We start from the raw sequence: 19,120 nt of genomic DNA on the forward strand, positions 1-19,120 counted from the left end.
CGCGATTCGTCGCGCGGCGGCGTGTGCGTGTTCACGGCATCAATGCATGTCGGTCAGCACGATGCGCCCGTCGACCTTGCCTTCGCGCAACTTCGCGAACACGTCGTTGATGTTGCCGAGCCGGTCGCGATGGATATGCGCGCGCACCAGGCCATCGGCTGCGAAGTCGAGCGATTCCTGCAGGTCGCGCCGCGTACCGACGATCGACCCGCGCACGGTGATGCCGTTCAGCACGGTCGAGAAAATCGGCAACGGGAAATCGCCCGGCGGCAAGCCGTTGAGCGCCACCGTGCCGCCGCGCCGCACCATCCCGAGTGCCTGCGCGAACGCGCTGCGCGACACGGCCGTGACGAGCACGCCGTGCGCACCGCCGATCTCCTTCTGGATCACCTTGGCCGGATCGTCGATCGACGCGTCGATCGTCAGTTCCGCGCCGAGCTGCCGCGCCAGCGCGAGCTTGTCGGGTGAAATGTCGACGGCCGCGACGTGCAGACCCATTGCGCGCGCATACTGCACGGCCACGTGCCCGAGGCCGCCGATACCGGAAATCGCGAGCCACTGGCCCGGGCGCGTATCGGTCACGCGAATGCCCTTGTAGACGGTGACACCCGCGCACAGGATCGGCGCGATCTCGTCGAACGCAACCTGCGCGGGCAAATGGCCGACGTAGTCGGGATCGGCCAGCACGTATTCCGCGTAGCTGCCGTTCACCGAATAGCCGGTGTTCTGCTGGCCGTGGCACAGCGTTTCCCAGCCCGTGTGGCAGTACTCGCAATGGCCGCAGGCCGTGTAGAGCCACGGCACGCCCACACGATCGCCCTCGCGCACGTGCGTGACGCCCGCCCCGACCGCCGCGACGATGCCCACGCCTTCATGGCCCGGAATGAACGGCAACGCCGGCTTGACCGGCCAGTCGCCGTCGGCCGCGTGCAGGTCGGTGTGGCACACGCCCGACGCCTTGATGTTGACGAGGATCTGGCCGGGCCCCGGTGTCGGCACAGGTACTTCCTCGATGCGCAGCGGTTCGCCGAATGCGTGCACGACGGCCGCTTTCATGGTTTGGGTCATGGGTCGCTCCTGCCTGGTCGAAGAGCGATCCAGTATCCGGTTTCGGAATCGAAGGACGTTGATACGTATCAACACCCGGGCAATGCACAGCGATGGCCACCGCTACAAGACGTCGCACCGTCGCGCGACGCTGAATCGCACTGGCCCTGACTCAGGAGCGGAGGTCCGCGCCTGCCGCATCGATCGGCGCAGGGCTGCGTCCGGCGGGCAGCTTCGACGGACACCGAACGCGGGCAACACGCACCTGGCCGGCGCATCGGCAACGCGTCGGCATGCGCATCGCATCACCCGGTTCAGGCGATCGCTCCGAACACCGCGCGGACGATTTCCGCTCCCGCCACCATTCCACCCATCCGACGGAAACCCGACAGGATCCCGCCATCCGGCTTGGATTTTGAAATGATATAACATATCATTTCGCGTGCTCGTCCGCCTGACGCCGTTCCACTTTGGGTGGCCGAGCCTCGCCGAGCCATGTTCCAACGGGTCACTGCGCGCCGTAGACGCAACAATATATCGTATCCAGCCGTGACCTGCATCGCTCGTTATCCGATCCGATTCCAACCGATTCACCGACCATGCGCGACCTCCCTCGTCTACCGCTTCGCCCGCTCTCGTCCCTTTCGCTGATGCTGTTCGCCGCCGTCGCGCACGCGCAGACCGAACCGCCCGCCGTGTCCGGCACGCCGCCGACCACCGCGCTCGCCCCGATCTTCGTGACTGCGAACCCGCTCGGCGACAACGAACTGATCGCACCGACCGCCCAGCTTTCCGGCGATGCGCTGACGCGCCGCCAGGCCGATTCGCTCGGCGAAACGCTGAACGGGCTGCCCGGCGTGTCGACCACCACCTACGGGCCGATGGTCGGCCGCCCGATCATCCGCGGGATGGATGGTGACCGGATCCGGCTGCTGCAGAACGGCGTCGCGGCGTACGACGCCTCGTCGCTGTCGTACGACCATGCGGTGCCGCAGGACCCGCTGTCGATCGAACGCGTCGAGATCGTGCGCGGCCCGGCTGCGCTGCTGTACGGCGGCAATGCGGTGGGCGGTGTGGTCAACACGATCGACAACCGGATTCCGCGCGAAGCGATCCAGGGCGTGACGGGTGCGCTCGACGCGCGCTACGGCGGCGCGAATTCCGTGCGCGCGGGCGCCGCGCAGGTCGAAGGCGGCAACGGCCGCTTCGCGTTCCACGTCGATGCATTCGATCGCGAGACGAGCAAGCTGCGGATTCCCGGCTACGCGCGCAGCAGCCAGCAACGCGCGATCGACGGCCTCGACACGCCGCAGCCGTACGGCAACGTACCGAACAGCGACGGCCGCGTGCACGGCGGCGCGGTCGGCGCGTCGTACACGTGGGCGGACGGCTTCGCGGGCCTGTCGTACAGCGGCTACGAATCGAACTACGGCTCCGTCGCGGAAAGCGACGTGCGGCTGCGGATGCGCCAGGAGCGCCTCGCGCTCGCGTCCGAGGTGCGCAACCTGAGCGGGCCGTTCACGAAGCTGAAATTCGATTTCGCGTACACCGACTACCGTCACAAGGAAGTCAACAACGGCGAGACGGCGACCACCTTCCGCAACCGCGGCTACGAGGCGCGCATCGAAGCGCAGCATCGCAAGATCGGCCCGTTCGAAGGCGCGATCGGCGTGCAGTTCGGCCAGAACACGTTCTCCGCGCTCGGCGACGAATTGCTCGTGCCGTCCACGCGCACCAACAGCGTCGCGCTGTTCGGCCTCGAGGAATGGCAGGTCGTCCCGGCGCTGAAGCTGAGCCTCGGCGGCCGCTTCGAACACGTGAAGGTCGATCCCGATCCGGCCGGCGTCGAGAAATTCGCGGGCGCGCAGCCGCGTGAATTCAACGCGGGCAGCCTGTCGGCCGGCGCACTGTTCTCGCTGACGCCCGTGTGGTCGGTGGCGGCCAACGTCGCATACACCGAACGCGCGCCGACCTTCTACGAGCTATATTCGAACGGCCCGCACGATGCGACCGGCCAGTTCCTGATCGGCAACCCGAACGCGTCGAAGGAAAAGGCGGTGTCGACCGACCTGTCGCTGCGCTATGCGAGCGGGCCGAACCGCGGCAGCGTCGGCGTGTTCTACAACCGCTTCTCGAACTACCTGACCGAGTACAACACGGGCCGCGTCGTGAACGGCGACGACGAGCCCGTCGCGCCCGGCACCGACGGCGCGCTGAACGAAGCGATCTATCGCGGCGTGCGCGCCGAGTTCTACGGCATCGAGCTGGACGGCAAGTGGCGTGCGTTCGCGCGGCGCGGCCATACGGTCGATCTCGAACTGACGGCCGACTACACGCACGCGCGCAACGTCGACACGGGCCAGCCGCTTCCGCGCATCGCGCCGCTGCGCGCAACGCTCGCGGCCGACTACGGTTACGGCCCGTTCGGTGCGCGCGCGCAGGTCACGCACGCATGGTCGCAGCATCGCGTGCCGGACAACGACTTCTCGACGGACGGCTACACGTCGCTTGGCGTGATGCTGACGTACAAGTTCCGCATGGGCCCGACGCACTGGCTCGCATACCTGCGCGGCGACAACCTGACGAACCAGGAGATCCGCTACTCGACGTCGGTCGTGCGCGGCTTCGCACCGGAAGGCGGCCGCAGCGTGATGGCCGGGTTGCGCACCACGTTCTGACCCTCTCAAGGTCCGCGGCGCCCGCCGCGGGCCTCGTTCCGGCGCCCCCCTGCGCCGCGAATTTCCGTTGATCAGCCATTACCGCCAATCGCGTCGGCATTCGCCGACAACGCGCACGGGTTCCCTCCCCAATTGAATCCAAACTAAATCCCGATATTCATCCATAAATCGAAAAGAATTCATCATACAAATATTAGCAAAACGAAGACTATTGTTTCACCCACGAAAACTGGTTTCAAATTCCACGTATAAACCTTTTAATTACGGGCACTCCGCCGATTCTTGATCAAAATCAAGAGTTCCCGCCCAGCAACGATCCCAGCGCTAAAAAAACTAATATCAGGGTTTTCGAAGGGTAAAGAAACATCCCGCATACCCGTTAATTCCGGCACGAGCCCGTATCTGGTCGAACAATAAATCCAATTCGTCAACCACACGCACAGAGGCACACTGTGAAAATCGCCAGAATGAGCATCAAAACAAAACTCCTTGGCGGCTTCGGCCTGCTCGCCGCGGTCGTCGTGATCGTGTCGGGCATGGGACTCAAGGCGCTATCCGCTACGAACGCCGAGTTTTCCCGCTACATGAACGGCATCAATGCGCGGGCGGCCGTTTCCGCGCACATCCGCACCGCGGTCGACCGGCGCGCGATCGCCGCGCGCAATCTCGTGCTCGTGACCAAACCGTCCGACCTCGAGCTCGAACTGGCCGAGGTGAACCAGGCGCACAAGGACGTGCAGGCGCACCTCGCGAAGCTCAAGGACCTGATGGCGAACGCGACGGACACCTCCGATCGCGCACGTGAACTGGTGGCCGACATCGTGCGCATCGAAACCAGCTACGGGCCCGTCGCGCTGCGCATCGTCGGGCTCGCGCAGGCCGGCAAGAAAGACGAGGCGACCGCCGACATCGACGACAACTGCCGGCCGTTGCTCGCGCAACTGGTGCGCGCAACCGACGCGTACGCTACCTATACGCATGAACGCGAGCTCGCGATTGCGCAGCAATTCGCGGATCGCTATGCCATGGAACGCAACCTGCTGGTCGGCATCTGCCTGATCGCCGTCGCGCTCGCGGCATGCGGCGGCCTGTGGCTGACGCGCAAGATCACGGTGCCGATCGGCTCGGCCGTGGACGTCGCGCGCACGGTCGCGAACGGCGATCTCGGCAGCCGCATCCACGTGAGCGGCAACGACGAGACGCGCGATCTGCTCGACGCGCTGCGAACGATGAACGAGCGGCTGATCGGCATCGTCGGCCGCGTGCGCGATTCGTCGAACAGCATCGCGCATGCGGTCGGCGAGATCGCGTCGGGCAACCTCGACCTGAGCCAGCGCACCGAGGAACAGGCCGCATCGCTGCAGGAAACCGCCGCGACGATGGAGGAATTCACGTCGACGGTGCGCTTGAACGCGGAGAACGCGCAACAGGCGAGCTCGCTCGCCGCGAACGCGTCGGACGTCGCGCAACGCGGCAGCTCGGTGGTCGGCCGCGTGGTCGACACGATGACGGAGATCGGCCAAAGCTCGTCGAAGATCGCGGACATCACGGGCATCATCGAAGGCATCGCGTTCCAGACCAACATCCTTGCGCTGAACGCGGCCGTCGAAGCCGCGCGTGCGGGCGAACAGGGCCGCGGCTTCGCGGTGGTCGCGAGCGAAGTGCGCAGCCTCGCGCAGCGCTCGTCGACGGCGGCGAAGGAGATCAAGGAGCTGATCTCCGCGTCGGTGCAGACGATCCGCGACGGTTCCGAACTCGCGGGCGAAGCCGGCAAGACGATGTCGGACGTCACGCAGGCCGTCGCGCGCGTGACGGACATCATGGGCGAGATCGCGGCCGCGTCGGCCGAGCAGAGCCGCGGCATCGACCAGGTGAACCTGACGATCACGCAGATGGACGAGACGACCCAGCAGAACGCGGCGCTCGTCGAGCAGGCCGCGGCCGCATCGAAGTCGCTCGAGGCGCAAGGCCGCGAGCTGTCCGAAACCGTTGCCGCGTTCCGGATGCCGTCCGGCACGTACGTGGCGTCGCCGGGCGCGTACGCGCAAGATCCCGCCGCACCTCACTGGCAACCGGCTGCTGCGTAACCGCTGACCGCGGAACCGATACCGCAAGGTGACGACGATGCGCCTGCTGTTCCGCCGATCCGCCTGCGTCACGCTTGCGCGCACCGCGCGAAGCGCGGCCGCACGCGGCACGCGGCATGCGGTGCATCTGCGTAGCGTCGCCGTCCGGCGCGGCCGGTTCGCATGCATGACGTCGCGCTGCGCCGATTCGCGTCGCGCGTGCGCGGCACGCAGACGTGTCGCTCGGTGTCGCTCGCGCGTCGGCGCAGCCACGGCGCCGCCGGTCGTTTCCAGCGACCGGCGCGGGCCTCGTGCACACGTCATGACATGCACATCGCCACGCTCGATCGCGCGCGACGTCCCCGCTTCCACATCACACGGCGCACGCTGAACGTGCAGCGTTGCGCAAGTTTCGATCCCGCTCGGGTTTCTCACGTTGCCATACCGGCGACATGGAGATCACGCTGCATTCGCACGCGCGTCGCTCGCCGACGCACACTTTTAAAACGAACGAATGACGAGTATGCTTAAAAAAGCACTCCCCGGTCGGACGGCGAATCGCGTGCCCTGACTCCCGTCCGATCGCAGTGCGGCCCTGTCGCTGCGCGCACCGCGCAACGACGGCGGCGTCTGCTTCTCGCGCCACGGCCGCACGAACCTTTCCCCCAACAATCGTCAGGAGAGCAGGTGAGCCGACTCGTCGTCGTATCCAATCGTATTGCAGATCCCCGTAAAGCCGCGGCCGGCGGGCTCGCCGTCGCCGTGAAGGACAGCCTTCAGGAATCCGGCGGCGTCTGGTTCGGCTGGAGCGGGAGGCTGCGCGGCAGCGACGACCAGCCTGCGCACGGCGACGAGGTGCAGATCCAGAACGTCGGCGGCATCCAGCTCGCGACGATCGATCTCGATCCGCAGGATTACGACGCGTACTACCTCGGTTATTCGAACAACGTGCTGTGGCCGGTGTTTCACTACCGGCTCGACCTCGCGCAGTTCGACCGCCGCTTCGCCGACGGCTACCGGCGCGTGAACCAGTTGTTCGCGCGCAAGCTGCGCACGCTGCTGCGCCCCGACGACACCATCTGGGTCCACGACTACCAGCTGATTCCGCTCGCCGCCGAGTTGCGCGCGATGGGCTGCACGAACCCGATCGGCTTCTTCCTGCACATCCCGATGCCGCCGCCGCCGATCATGGCCGCGATCCCGGAACACGAATGGCTGATGCGTTCGCTGTTCGCCTACGATCTCGTCGGCTTCCAGACCGAGTCGGATCTGCTTCACTTCGAGCATTACGTCGAAGCGGAAGCCGGCGCCGCGCGGCTGCCCGACGGCCGCCTGCGCGCGTTCGGCCGCACGCTGTCGGCCGGCGCATTCCCGATCGGCATCAACGTCGACGAGTTCGAATCGCTCGCGCGCGATCGCGACGGGCTCGACATGTTCGACCGGATGCGCGACGAATATTCGCGCCGCCAGTTGCTGGTCGGCGTCGACCGGCTCGACTACACGAAGGGGCTGCCGCAGCGTGTGCATGCGTTCCGCCAGCTGCTCGAACAATATCCGGAGAACCGCAATCGCGCGACGCTGATCCAGATCGCCGCGCCGAGCCGCGAGGATCTCGGCGCTTACGACGACTTGCGGCGCGAGATGGACAGCCTGTGCGGCGCGATCAACGGCGACTACGGCGAACTCGAATGGATGCCGATGCGCTACATTCACCGCACCGTCGCACGCAAGCGCTTGCCGGGCCTCTACCGCGCGAGCCGCGTTGCGCTCGTCACGCCGCTGCGCGACGGGATGAACCTCGTCGCAAAGGAATTTCTCGCCGCGCAGGACGCCGCCGATCCGGGCGTACTCGTGCTGTCGCGTTTCGCCGGCGCGGCCGAACAGTTGAAGCCTGCGCTGCTCGTCAATCCGTACGACACGCAAGGCACCGCGCAGGCGATCCAGCGCGCACTCACGATGCCGCTCGAAGAGCGTCGCCAGCGTCACGCGGCGCTGATGGCGATCGTGCGCAAGACCGACGTGCACTGGTGGCGCACGCGCTTTCTCGACGCGCTCGCCGAGGCGGCCGAAGTCGCGGCCGCGGCTGAGTCCTGACCCACCTGACGCACGCTCACGCGTCCGTCGCCGCGTATTCGAGCGCCGCGCCGTTCACGTCGCGCAGGTCGACCGCAACCGGAATGCCTTCGCGCAGGCTCTCCGTCAGTACGCAATACGCGTCGAACTGATCGAGCACGCGCGTCGCGACCGCGAGATCGGCCCACGTCTTGCCGATCGACAGCCGTACCGACATCGCGCCCACGCGCACCCTGCCCGCTTCGTTCTGCACCATGTCGACGTCGATATGCGCGGCAATCGGCTGCGGATCGACATGCTGTTTTTCCAGCGCGAACTGCAGGCTCGCCGCGAGACAGGTTGCAACGGCCGCGGCCAATAACCGGATCGGGTTCGGCCCGCGTCCGCCGCCGTGCGGCGGCGGTTCGTCCGTGAGCACCGGCGCCAGCGTCGTGCCGGCAAATACCACTTCGAAACAGAAACGCGCCTGCTGCGCGACATCGACCGATACGTGCGCCTCGCTCATGGCGACTCCGTGGAGATCAACGGGGAAAGGAATGACGGCACGCCGTCGCTTCGACGCGCGCCGCTCGCAGGTTCATGGCGTCTTCATTCAGCGATCGGGTTCGCGTGGCGGCCCGTACGCGACGAAATCGCGCTCGACCGCGGACGCCTGCTCCGTTTCGACCGCGCCGCCGCGTGCGCCGGCTGTATCGTCCGGAGCCGACACCGACGCCGTTGCGGAGGACGGTTCGGTACGCCCGTCGATTAGCGCCTGCAGCGCATCACGTTCGAGCACCTCGCATTGCAGCAGCCTGCGCGCGATGCGTTCGAGCGCCTCGCGGCGTTCGCCGAGCGTCGCCGCGACTCGTGCATGGGCGTCGGCCAGCAGCGTGCGCACCTCGTCGTCGATCATCCGCGCGGTGTGCTCGCTGCAGCGCCCGTCGCCCGCATGCCAGGCGCCCGGTATGCCCTGGCGCGCATCGCCGTCGTCGAACGTCGCGAGCCCGATCTTCTCGCTCATCCCGTACTGCATGACCATGTGGCGCGCCATCGCGGTCGCGCGCTCGAGATCGTTCTGCGCGCCCGTCGACACGTCGCCGAACACGAGTTCTTCGGCCGCGCGGCCGCCGAGCAGCGCATCGATCCGGTCGAGCAGCTCGCTTCGGCGCAATACGTAGCGATCCTCGGTCGGTACCTGCTGCGTATAGCCGAGCGCCGCGACACCGCGCGGAATGATCGACACCTTCTTCACTGGATCGCAATGCGTGCGGCTTTCCGCGACGAGCGCATGACCGGCCTCGTGATACGCGATGGTCACCTTCTCCTGCGCGTTCATCACGCGGCTCTTGCGCTCGAGGCCCGTCAACGCGCGGTCGATCGCCTCGTCGAAATCGGCCATGCCGATCGCCGGCTTGCCGAGTTCGGCCGCATGCAGCGCCGCCTCGTTGACGACGTTCGCGAGATCCGCGCCGACAAAGCCCGGCGTGCGCGACGCAAGTTCGCCAAGATCGACGTCGGCCGCAAGCTTCACGCGCTTCACGTGCACGCCGAGGATCTGCCGTCGGCCATTCACGTCGGGCCGGTCGATCGCGATGTGACGATCGAAGCGGCCCGGCCGCAGCAGCGCGGGATCGAGGATCTCGGGCCGGTTCGTCGCGGCCATGATGATCACGCCGGAGCCGGCCTGGAAGCCGTCCATCTCGACGAGCAACTGGTTGAGCGTCTGCTCGCGTTCGTCGTTGCCCGACATCGGGCCGACGCCGCGCACCTTGCCGAGCGCATCGAGTTCGTCGACGAACACGATGCACGGCGCCTTCTGCTGCGCCTGCTCGAACAGGTCGCGCACGCGCGCCGCGCCGACACCGACGAACATCTCGACGAACGCCGAGCCGCTGATCGAGAAGAACGGCACGGCCGCCTCGCCGGCCACCGCGCGCGCGAGCAGCGTCTTGCCGGTGCCCGGCGCGCCGACCACGAGCACGCCCTTCGGAATCTTGCCGCCGAGCCGCTGGTAGCGGTCGGGGTTGCGCAGGAATGCGACGAGCTGCTGCAGTTCGGCCTTCGCTTCGTCGATGCCCGCGATATCGTCGAACGTGATGCCGGTTTCCTGCTGCACGTACACCCGCGCCCGGCTCTTGCCCATCCCGGTGAAATCCTGCAGCCCGCCGCGCCTGCGCAGCATCATGTTCCAGATGAACACGAACAGCACGAGCGGCAGCAGCCACGACGCAAGCGATGCGACCCAGCTCGTGTCGGGCGCACCGTGATAGCGGATGCCGGCGGCGGTCAGCGTGTCGGTCAGGTGCTCGTCGGTCACGCGGTTGGTCGTGAAGCGCCACGGCGCGCCGGCCTGCCGCACGGCCGCGGCTTCGGACGCCGGCAGCATCGTGCCGGCCTGCGGCATCTTCAGCGTGCCCGAGATCGAGACGGGGCCGACTTCGAGATCGTCGACGAGCCGTGCGGCGACGAGCTGGTGGAAATCGCTGTACGCGATCGGCGCCGACGTCGGGCGCAGCATCAGCAACTGCGCGGCGAACAGCACGAAGAAACCCGCCGCGATCAGCAATCCCGGGTAGTCGAATTTCTTGTCCATGGCGTCGGGCCGGGCGTGCGCGCTACGCTTGCGTTGCGCGGCACGGCAGACGGGTGCGGGCACGCGCGCAGCCGGCGCGCGCCATCGGCGGCCATGCGGACGCGGTATTCATGCGCGCCATCGTCGCCTCGCTTCATCGAGTCGTTCATCGCATCAATGGCACCGCGACGACGCCGTGAGCCGGCGCCGCCGGGCAATCCTCGCCCGGGCGGCACGCTGCAATGCGCCGCCCCTGATTCCAGTCTAGCTCTCGCGCGGGCGTCGCGCATCGCCCGAGGCGTGACTCAAATCGTCCGACAAACACCTTTCATTCGCCGCCGTTGGCGCGTTATAGTCGCGTTCGTGACATTTTTGTGACAGACGCATCGCGCCTGCCCGTATGCCACGCGGGCCGTTGCTTTCCATCCCGCGGCGCGGCAGCCTGTGCGACGCCGCCGCGCATCACGCCCCCGTCCACCCGCCCATTCGAGGAACCCACGACGTGAACGACACCCCCGATCGCCCTGACGACCCTCCCGCCGATCCCGACCGCCGCCGAATGCTCGGCGGCCTCGCCGCGCTCGGTGCGGGTGTCGCGCTCAGCGGCTGTGAAACCACGGCGGGCAGCGCGCCGCGTTCGGCCGCCGACCTGCGCATCGACGAAGCGTTGCGCCAGCGCGTGCGCCACATCGTCGTGATCTATGCGGAAAACCGCAGCTTCGCGAACCTGTACGGCGATTTCCCGGGCGTGCGCCATCCGCTGAGCGAGGTGCGGCCCGAGCACGCGCAGCAGCTCGATCGCGACGGCAAGACGCCGCTGCCCGTGCTGCCGAAGATCTGGGGCGGGCTCGTGCCGCAGGCACAGGAAGTGGACGGCAAGCGCTACGCGATCGCCGAGCGCGACATCGACAAGCTGCCGAACGCGCCGTTCCTGATCAAGGACGCACAGGGCAACGCGCTGCCGAACGGCGTGATCACGCGCGACCTGTGGCACCGCTTCTACCAGAACCAGATGCAGATCGCGGCCGGCCGCAACAACCAGTTCGCCGCGTGGGCCGATTCGGGCGGCCTCGTGATGGGCCACTATCGCAACTCGGCCGACACGCTGCGGCTGTGGAATCTCGCGCGCCAATACACGCTGTGCGACAACTTCTTCATGGCGGCCTTCGGCGGGTCGTGGATGAACCACATGTTCCTGATCTCCGCGCAGCCGCCGCTGTATCCGGATGCGCACAAGCATCCGCATGCGGCGAAACTGCTGTCGAAGGTCGAAGGCGACGATCCCGCCGGTACGCGCCTGAAGCTTGCCGACGATTCGCCCGCGTCCGCGCTCGACGGCCCGCCGAAGTTCGTGGCCGACGGCCCGCTGACGCCGGACGGCTACGGCGTGAACACGATGGCGCCGCCGTACCAGCCGAGCTACGTGCCGCCGCCCGATCCGGGCAACGCCGCGTATGCGGATCCGGCCGACCATCGCGTGATGCCGCCGCAGGGCTATGCGACGATCGGCGATCGCCTGTCGGAGAAGAACGTCGACTGGGCGTGGTACAGCGGCGCATGGCAGTACGCGCTCGAGCATCGCGACACGGGCACCGTGCCCGATTTCCAGTACCACCATCAGCCGTTCAACTACTTCGTGAACTACGCGCCGGGCACCGAAGCGCGCCGCAAGCACCTGCGCGACGCGGGGCTCGGCGACGACCCGGCGACCAACCACTTCATCGCCGACATCGACGCGGGCCGCCTGCCGGCCGTCACGTTCTACAAGCCGCAGGGCAACCTGAACATGCACGCGGGCTACGCGGACATCGAATCGGGCGACCGTCACATCGCGACCGTGATCGACCATATCCGGCGCGGGCCGCAATGGGACAACACCGTGATCGTGATGACGCACGACGAGAACGGCGGCTGGTGGGATCACGTCGCGCCGCCGGAAGGCGACCGCTGGGGCCCGGGTTCGCGGATTCCCGCGCTCGTGATCTCGCCGTTCGCGAAGAAGGGATTCGTCGATCACACGCTGTACGACACGAACTCGATCCTGCGCTTCATCAGCCGCGTGCACGGGCTCGCGCCGCTCGACGGCGTGGTCGCGCGCAACAAGGCGTTCGCCGCGCGCGGCGCGACGCCGCCGGGTGATCTGACGAATGCGCTCGATCTCGGCTAAGGGGCGACTGGCCTGACTGCTTGGTCGCTCGGCTGCTTGAAACGACGACGCCCCGGGCGATGTGATTGCCCGGGGCGTCGTTCATTTCGCGCCTGAAAACGCTAAGCGGCGCGGCGCACTGCGTCGCATCCCGCTTGCGCGGCGTGACGCCCGGCCTGCCGGCCGAAGAACGTCGCGTCGGCCAGCGACAGCCCCGAGCTGTACCCGGCGCCCCAGCGCGGCAGCCCGCAGGTCGTACGGCCCGCCGCATAGAGCCCCGGCACCGGCGCGCGCGCCGCATCGACCACCTGCCCGGTCGGCAGCGTGTCGAGCCCGCCGAGCGTGAAGTGCGGGTAGAACGCGTAGTCGATCCGGCAATCGAGCGCGACGAACGGCGGCTCGATGAGCGGCTGCAGCCACTTCTTCGCCTTGTGGAACAACGGATCGACACCGTCGGCCGCATGGCGGTTGTAGACGTCGACGGTCGCCGTCAGCGTGCCGGACGGCATCTGCAGGTCGCGTTCGACTTCCTCCCACGTTTCGCCGGCCGCCGCGATGCCGATTCGCGCGATCGCGGGCGGCTCCTGGTAGGTGGCCTGGTCGACGAGCAGGTAGATCCGGTCGTCGGCCTGGTGGAACGCGTGATGGCCCGTGCGGCCGTGATAGCCGTCCTCGTTGATGAAGCGCTGCCCGCGCGCGTTCACGAAGATCCCCTTGATCAGCGATTCCGGCGCATAGAACGGCAGGCTGACGAAGCCTTGATCCATGTGAATCGCCGCGCCGCCCGCGCTCTGGCCGAGCAGGATGCCCGAGCCGTCATCGCCGGGGCTGCCGATCGGTTCGTCCGAGCGCAGGAACTGCGGCGCATGCCGGCGCACCATCTCGCGGTTCATCGCGAAGCCGCCCGCGCACAGGATCACCGCGCGACGCGCCCGTACGAATGCCGTCTCGCCATAGGCGCGCAGCACGACGCCGCGCACCGCGCCGCCGTCATCCACGATCAATGCAAGCGCGCGCGTGTCGTAGCGCGTCGCGACGCCGAGCGCCGCCACGCGTTCGGCCAGCACGCGCATCAGCATCTGCCCGCCGCCCCAGCCCGGCCATTGCGGGGTGTGCCCGCGCGGGCACGGCTTCGCGGCCTCGCTGAACGGCCAGGCTTCCTCGCTGCCCGACCAGATCAGGCAATCGTCGGTTTCCGGTTCGACGATCCGCTCGGCGACGAACGTGTTCTTGTACGTGAGGCCCTGCGCGACGAGCCAGTCGTGATGCGCCAGGCTTTCGTTCGCGTAGAGGCGCACTTTCGCGTCGTCGGCGTCGCGGCCGCCGGCCAGCATCAGGTAGCGGTACAGATCCTCGGTGTCGTCGGTGAAGCCGGCCTGCCGCTGCGCGGGCGTGCCGCCGCTGCCGCCGAGGTAGATCTCGCCGCCCGACAGCGCGCTCGTGCCGCCGTAGCTCGACGCGCGCTCGACGATCAGCGTGTCGGCGCCGGCGCTCGCAGCTTCGATCGCCGCGCAGGCGCCGGCCGCGCCGAAGCCGACGATCACGACATCGTGTTCGGCATCCCAGCGATGCACGTCGCGGGTATTCAGGGGGTAAGTCAGGGAATAGTCGGATGACATGAGGAATGGGTCAACGTTTGGGAAATCTGCGGAAAGCGGTGGGTGTGGCGAGGGTTCGCGGCCCTGAAGCGGACGTCGCTGCGCCGTCACGTCACGATGGCGTTACCGCGATACCGCGTTGCCGGTACTGGCACGCGGCGGCGCCAATGCAGGTCGCGTGCCCTGCCGGACGCAACGGCAGTCGAATCGCGCGAAGCCGGACGCGCCGCGCCAGCCTGGCCAACGCACGACGACTGCGCGGCGATTTCGGCGAATGCGGGCAATGAACCGCCGCGCGACGACGTCCGGCCGGTCGGCGCGGCGCGCGGCCGCGCCGGTGTCACATGCCGCGCATCGCGGCGAAACCGAAGTGCGCCGGATCGATCGGCACGCAACCGGTCGGCAAACCGTTCGCGTCGACCGAGCGGCATTGCAGGATGCCGGCCGCATACGGCGGCGACGGGACCTGATCGGCGCCGTATCGCGCCAGCGCCATGGCAGCGAACGTGCCTATCGCCAATACGCACAGCTTGCGAGTCGTCAGTCTCATGATCGTCGTCCCCTCCGGTTGTCCGCTGGTGCGGTTCGTGTCCGGCGTGCATCGCATGCGGCACCGGATGACTGCACGGTAGCCAGCGCCCGGCCGCCGGCCATCGTCCGTTTCGACTAGGGGCAAACGCTGACCGGACGATGCGCGGCCTGACGCATCGCAACATCGCGCGCCACGGCTTCGCCCACGCGGATGAAACGCGGCACGCCGCGCGCCTGTCGCGGCCGGCCGCGCCAACCGTCAGACGCATCTCGCGCACCAGCCGCTGCGCCGCACCATCCATGCGCCCTCACGTGAAGCAGGGCAGCTGGCCCCGGTGTTTTCCCCGACCCTCGCCCTGCTCCGTATGGACGATGAATCCCGGCCTGCGCGATGCGAACCTGCGCGTCGACGTCGCAATGCCGCCGCGTCGCCCCGCCTCGCGCGGCCGACGCGTTCCGTTCTTCCACGGGAGCCCACGCATGACCGATTCCAATCCCCGCCACGCGCTGTACGAACTTGCGTGCCGCTACGCGCAAGCCGTCGACCGGCGCGACTGGCCTCGCCTCACCACGCTCTTCACCCCCGATGCCACCCTGGCCGGCCCCGGCTTCCGCTTCGACGACCGCGACGCGATCGTCGCGGGCATGCGCGTGATCGAGCGCTACGAAGCGACCCAGCACCACGTGCACAACCAGCTCGTCACGCTCGACGGCGACGAGGCCGACGTCGAGACCTATGGTGTCGCCTGCCACGTCTACGTGCGCGACGGCGTGAAGCGCAAGCTCGACTGGGGGCTGCGCTATCGCGACCGCTGTGTGCTCGACGGCGACACGTGGCGCTTCGCTGCGCGCACGCTGCACGTCGACTGGGCGCAAGACCTGCCGCTGGAGGGCTGAACGATGCGCACCTCTGCTCCCCTCGCCGGCCGCACGGCACTCGTGACGGGTGGCGCCGGCGGCATCGGCGCGGCCTGTGCGCACGCGCTCGTCGCCGACGGCGCGGCCGTCGTGCTGATGGGCCGCCGCCGCGACGCGCTCGAACGCACGCAGCGGCAACTGACCGACGCCGTGCCCGGCAGCCGCGTCGCGATCCATGCGGGCGACGCCTGCGACGAAGCCGACCTGCAGGCCGCGCTCGACTGCGCCTGGGCAATCGACCATCGCCTCGACATCGTCGTGCCGACGGTCGGCGGGGCGGGCTTCCGGCCGCTGCTGCTGCACGACGCCGACACGTTCCGCGCCGAAATCGACCTGAACCTGCACAGCGCGTTCGCCGCGATCCGTCATGCGGCGCCGCGGCTCGCCGACAGCGGCGGCGGCGCGATCGTCTGCATTTCGTCGACGGCCGCGCAGATCAATTTCCGGTGGCTATCCGCGTACTGCACCGCGAAGGCCGCGCTCGAAGCGCTCGTGCGCGGCGCGGCCGAGGAACTGGCCGGCGCGAAGATCCGCGTGAACGCGGTGCGCCCGGGCCTCACGCGCTCCGAAGCCACCGCGCCGATGTTCGACAACCGCGCGCTCGTCGACAGCTTTCTCGAACAGATCCCGCTCGGCACGCTGGGCGAACCCGAAGCGATCGCGCATGCGGTGCGCTATCTCGCCGGCCCCGAGTCGGGGTGGGTCACCGGCCAGAGCTTCGCGGTCGACGGCGGCCACGAGCTGCGCACCAACCCGCGCGTCGACGACACGATCGCGCAGCTCTACGGCACGGCCGCGCTCGACGCGATCAAGGCCGGCCGCGCGCCGGGCGCCGCATGAGTGCCTGCCCTTTTTCAACGTCAAAGGAATCCGACCGACCATGAATCGAGTCGCAAACAAGGTCGCGCTGGTCACCGGCGTGGCAAGCGGCGTCGGCCGCGCGGATGCGCTGCTGCTCGCCGCCGAAGGCGCGCGTGTCGTGCTGACCGACATCGACGAGGATGCAGGCCGTGCGCTCGCCCGCGAGATCGGCGACACGGCGCTGTTCGTTCGCCACGACATCGCCGACGAAGCAGGTTGGCAGCACGCGATCGCATCGACGCTCGACCGCTTCGGCCGCCTCGACGTGCTCGTCAACAACGCGGCGATCTGCCCGGTCGGCTCGATCGAGGACACGAGCCTCGACACGTGGCGGCGCGTGATGCGCACCAATGCCGATGGCTATTTCCTCGGCTGCAAATATGCGATCGGCGCGATGAAGGGCAACGACACGCCGGGCTCGATCGTGATGATGTCGTCGGTCGCCGCGCTCGGCGGGCTGCCGATGATGTGCGCGTACACCGGGTCGAAAGGCGCGGTGACGGCGCTCGCGCGCAGCGTCGCCGTGCACTGCAAGCGCAGCGGCTACCGGATCCGCTGCAATTCGATCCATCCGGACGGGATCTGGACGCCGATGACACAGGCGCTGATGCCCGATCTCGACCCGGCCGCACTCGGCATCGGCAGCGATCCGATGGCGCGCATGTGCGACCCGCAGGACGTCGCGAATCTCGTGCTGTTCCTCGCGTCCGACGAATCGCGTTTCGTGAACGGTGCGGAGCTGCGGATCGACAACGCGCAACTGGTGTCGTCGCTGTGACGCGGCTCACGGCTTTCCCGTTCAAAGGAGTCCATCGATGATTTCATTCACCGGCAAGACCGTGCTGGTCACCGGCGGCGGCGCGGGCATCGGCCGTGCGTGCGCGGAAGCGTTCGGCGCGGCCGGCGCGCGCGTCGCGGTGGCCGAGATCGACCCTGCCCGCGCGCAGGACGTGCGCCAGACGCTCGAAGCGGCGGGCGTCGATGCGCTCGTCGGCACCGTGGACGTCACGCGCCGCGACGAGGTCGATGCATTCGCGCGAACCGTCGACGCTCGCTTCGGCGGACTCGACGTGCTCGTCAACAATGTCGGCGATTTCCTGCAGATCGCGAAACCGTTCGACGACTGCACCGACGACGACATCGCGCGGCTGTTCGACGTGAACCTGCGCCAGGTCTTCATCGTCACGCGCGCGATGCTGCCGTTGCTGCGCAAGCGCGGCGCGGGCAGCAGCATCGTCGGCGTGTCGTCGATCGAAGGCTTCCGCGCGATTCCGAACTGCACCGTGTACGCGTCGTTCAAGGCCGCGCTGACCGGTTTCACGAAGAGCCTTTCCGTCGAACTCGGGCCGGCCGGCATTCGCGTGAACCAGATCGCCCCCGAAACCACCGAGACGCCGCAAGTGCCGGTCAGCGCGATGGTCGCGGCCGAGCATCACGGCCATATCCCACGCTGGATCCCGCTCGGGCGCTTCGGCGCGGCCGGCGATGTCGCGGGCGCCGCGCTGTTCCTCGCGAGCCCGCTCGCCGCGTGGGTCACCGGCACGACGCTGCATGTCGATGGCGGCGCGCTCGCGGCGGCCGGCTGGTATCGCGACCCGAACGGCTTCTGGACCAACCTGCCCGTCGTCACGGGCAACGGCTTCAATTTCTGAGCGGCACCGCTCGCCTGTTCAATTCACGCGGCGCGGTTGCGCCGCTACGGGAGACATCATGAAGATCCTGATCGTCGGCGGCACCGGCCTCATCGGCGGCCATGCCGCCCTGCACCTGCACGCGCAGGGCAACCACGTCACGCTCGCCGCGCGCAAGCCGCCCGCGCCCGGCAGCGCGCTCGCGCAGTTCGACGTGCTGCTGCGCGACTACGTGGCCGGCAATTTCACGCGCGACGATCTCGCGTCGTTCGACGCTGTGGTGTTCGCTGCCGGCAACGACATCCGCCACCTGCCGCCCGGCACCGACGAAGCCGCGCACTGGGAACGCGCGAACGTCGACGCGGTGCCGCGCTTCTTCGCGCTTGCGCGCGACGCGGGCGTGAAGCGTGCGGTGCTGGTCGGCAGCTTCTATCCGCAGGTCGCGCCGGCGCTCGTCGACACGGTGCCGTACGTACGGTCGCGCCATCTCGCCGACGAACGCGTACGCGCGCTCGCGACGCCGTCGTTCGCCGTATGCAGCGTCAACGCGCCGTTCGTCGTCGGATCGGTACCGGGGCTGCGCAACGAGATGTTCGCGGCGTACACTGGCTATGCGCAGGGCCAGTTCGCGGGGCTGCCCGTGTTCGGGCCGGCCGGCGGCAGCAACTTCATCTCGACGCAATCGCTGTCGGAAGCGATCTGGGGGGCGCTGCAGCGCGGCGAAGCGGGCAAGGCCTACCTCGTCGGCGACGAGAATCTCAGCTTCGCCGATTACTTCGCGGCCTTCTTCCGCGCGGCCGGCAATCCGCAGGACGTACCGTCGCTCGACCAGGAGCATCCACTGCTGCCCGACATGGCGATCTACACGGGGCGCGGCAATGTCGTGTCGTACGAGCCCGATCCGGCCGACAGCGCGCTGCTGCGCTACCGGCGCGGCGACGTGCAGCGTGCGGTGGACGAGGTCGTCGCGCATTGCCGCGCGCAGTAAGCGAACGGCGCGTGTGCAGAGCCGATGCA

At 68.2% G+C, this 19,120-nt stretch carries 14 protein-coding genes; 9 read left to right on the forward strand and 5 right to left on the reverse strand.

Annotation, left to right across the window (positions count from 1 at the left end):
* Nucleotides 1-39 precede the first annotated feature (39 nt).
* Entirely contained in the window at nt 40-1,068 is a 1,029-nt protein-coding gene (gene adhP / locus CFB50_RS26260; RefSeq protein WP_089447696.1) for an alcohol dehydrogenase AdhP, read from the reverse strand.
* Nucleotides 1,069-1,646: 578 nt separating this feature from the next.
* Here adhP and CFB50_RS26265 point away from each other — a divergent pair.
* From CFB50_RS26265 to otsA, 3 genes are all read left to right on the forward strand, one after another.
* Entirely contained in the window at nt 1,647-3,725 is a 2,079-nt protein-coding gene (locus CFB50_RS26265; RefSeq protein WP_256979276.1) for a TonB-dependent receptor, read from the forward strand.
* Between the two features lie 467 nt (nt 3,726-4,192).
* Nucleotides 4,193-5,812: a methyl-accepting chemotaxis protein gene (locus CFB50_RS26270; RefSeq protein ID WP_089447698.1), complete on the forward strand. Its 1,620-nt coding sequence runs from the start codon at nt 4,193-4,195 to the stop codon at nt 5,810-5,812.
* A 666-nt stretch (nt 5,813-6,478) separates the two neighbouring features.
* A complete protein-coding gene (gene otsA, locus CFB50_RS26280; protein ID WP_069251635.1) occupies nt 6,479-7,885 on the forward strand; it encodes an alpha,alpha-trehalose-phosphate synthase (UDP-forming) in 1,407 nt (468 codons plus the stop codon).
* A gap of 16 nt (nt 7,886-7,901) precedes the next feature.
* Here the strand turns inward: otsA and CFB50_RS26285 are convergent, their stop codons facing one another.
* Both CFB50_RS26285 and ftsH read right to left on the reverse strand, forming a co-directional pair.
* Nucleotides 7,902-8,369, reverse strand: coding sequence for an OsmC family protein (locus CFB50_RS26285; RefSeq protein WP_069251636.1), 468 nt, complete (start codon nt 8,367-8,369; stop codon nt 7,902-7,904).
* Nucleotides 8,370-8,456: 87 nt separating this feature from the next.
* A complete protein-coding gene (gene ftsH / locus CFB50_RS26290; RefSeq protein WP_089447700.1) occupies nt 8,457-10,439 on the reverse strand; it encodes an ATP-dependent zinc metalloprotease FtsH in 1,983 nt (660 codons plus the stop codon).
* A gap of 481 nt (nt 10,440-10,920) precedes the next feature.
* Here ftsH and CFB50_RS26300 point away from each other — a divergent pair, with 481 nt between their 5' ends.
* On the forward strand, nt 10,921-12,585 hold the full coding sequence (locus CFB50_RS26300; protein ID WP_089447701.1) for an acid phosphatase: 1,665 nt from the start codon (nt 10,921-10,923) through the stop codon (nt 12,583-12,585).
* 101 nt (nt 12,586-12,686) lie between these two features.
* On the opposite strand, the gene CFB50_RS26305 is transcribed toward CFB50_RS26300, so the two are convergent.
* Complete coding sequence (locus CFB50_RS26305; RefSeq protein ID WP_089447702.1) at nt 12,687-14,183, reverse strand: FAD-dependent oxidoreductase; 1,497 nt, start codon at nt 14,181-14,183, stop codon at nt 12,687-12,689.
* 319 nt (nt 14,184-14,502) lie between these two features.
* On the reverse strand, nt 14,503-14,712 hold the full coding sequence (locus CFB50_RS26310; RefSeq protein ID WP_089447703.1) for a hypothetical protein: 210 nt from the start codon (nt 14,710-14,712) through the stop codon (nt 14,503-14,505).
* Between the two features lie 461 nt (nt 14,713-15,173).
* Here CFB50_RS26310 and CFB50_RS26315 point away from each other — a divergent pair, with 461 nt between their 5' ends.
* Genes CFB50_RS26315 through CFB50_RS26335 form a run of 5 tightly spaced genes read left to right on the forward strand, consistent with a single transcriptional unit; the run spans nt 15,174 to nt 19,091 of the window.
* Nucleotides 15,174-15,590 (forward strand): nuclear transport factor 2 family protein, encoded by a 417-nt coding sequence (locus CFB50_RS26315; protein WP_089448422.1) that lies wholly within the window; start codon nt 15,174-15,176, stop codon nt 15,588-15,590.
* Nucleotides 15,591-15,593: 3 nt separating this feature from the next.
* Complete coding sequence (locus tag CFB50_RS26320) at nt 15,594-16,451, forward strand: SDR family NAD(P)-dependent oxidoreductase (RefSeq protein WP_089447704.1); 858 nt, start codon at nt 15,594-15,596, stop codon at nt 16,449-16,451.
* A gap of 40 nt (nt 16,452-16,491) precedes the next feature.
* Entirely contained in the window at nt 16,492-17,250 is a 759-nt protein-coding gene (locus tag CFB50_RS26325; protein WP_089447705.1) for an SDR family oxidoreductase, read from the forward strand.
* A gap of 37 nt (nt 17,251-17,287) precedes the next feature.
* Complete coding sequence (locus CFB50_RS26330) at nt 17,288-18,124, forward strand: SDR family NAD(P)-dependent oxidoreductase (RefSeq protein WP_089447706.1); 837 nt, start codon at nt 17,288-17,290, stop codon at nt 18,122-18,124.
* Nucleotides 18,125-18,182: 58 nt separating this feature from the next.
* Complete coding sequence (locus tag CFB50_RS26335; protein WP_089447707.1) at nt 18,183-19,091, forward strand: NAD-dependent epimerase/dehydratase family protein; 909 nt, start codon at nt 18,183-18,185, stop codon at nt 19,089-19,091.
* Nucleotides 19,092-19,120 lie beyond the last annotated feature (29 nt).

The organism is Burkholderia sp. AU33423 (assembly GCF_002223135.1).
GTDB lineage: Bacteria > Pseudomonadota > Gammaproteobacteria > Burkholderiales > Burkholderiaceae > Burkholderia > Burkholderia lata_D.

What these genes read in the sequence shown, in the direction of transcription:
- ftsH (WP_089447700.1), bottom strand. Translation starts at nt 10,439, where the DNA reads ATGGACAAGAAATTCGACTACCCGGGATTGCTGATCGCGGCGGGTTTC.
- CFB50_RS26265 (WP_256979276.1), top strand. Translation starts at nt 1,647, where the DNA reads ATGCGCGACCTCCCTCGTCTACCGCTTCGCCCGCTCTCGTCCCTTTCG.
- CFB50_RS26305 (WP_089447702.1), bottom strand. Translation starts at nt 14,183, where the DNA reads ATGTCATCCGACTATTCCCTGACTTACCCCCTGAATACCCGCGACGTG.
- CFB50_RS26330 (WP_089447706.1), top strand. Translation starts at nt 17,288, where the DNA reads ATGATTTCATTCACCGGCAAGACCGTGCTGGTCACCGGCGGCGGCGCG.
- CFB50_RS26320 (WP_089447704.1), top strand. Translation starts at nt 15,594, where the DNA reads ATGCGCACCTCTGCTCCCCTCGCCGGCCGCACGGCACTCGTGACGGGT.
- adhP (WP_089447696.1), bottom strand. Translation starts at nt 1,068, where the DNA reads ATGACCCAAACCATGAAAGCGGCCGTCGTGCACGCATTCGGCGAACCG.
- CFB50_RS26285 (WP_069251636.1), bottom strand. Translation starts at nt 8,369, where the DNA reads ATGAGCGAGGCGCACGTATCGGTCGATGTCGCGCAGCAGGCGCGTTTC.
- CFB50_RS26310 (WP_089447703.1), bottom strand. Translation starts at nt 14,712, where the DNA reads ATGAGACTGACGACTCGCAAGCTGTGCGTATTGGCGATAGGCACGTTC.
- CFB50_RS26325 (WP_089447705.1), top strand. Translation starts at nt 16,492, where the DNA reads ATGAATCGAGTCGCAAACAAGGTCGCGCTGGTCACCGGCGTGGCAAGC.
- CFB50_RS26270 (WP_089447698.1), top strand. Translation starts at nt 4,193, where the DNA reads ATGAGCATCAAAACAAAACTCCTTGGCGGCTTCGGCCTGCTCGCCGCG.
- CFB50_RS26315 (WP_089448422.1), top strand. Translation starts at nt 15,174, where the DNA reads ATGACCGATTCCAATCCCCGCCACGCGCTGTACGAACTTGCGTGCCGC.
- CFB50_RS26335 (WP_089447707.1), top strand. Translation starts at nt 18,183, where the DNA reads ATGAAGATCCTGATCGTCGGCGGCACCGGCCTCATCGGCGGCCATGCC.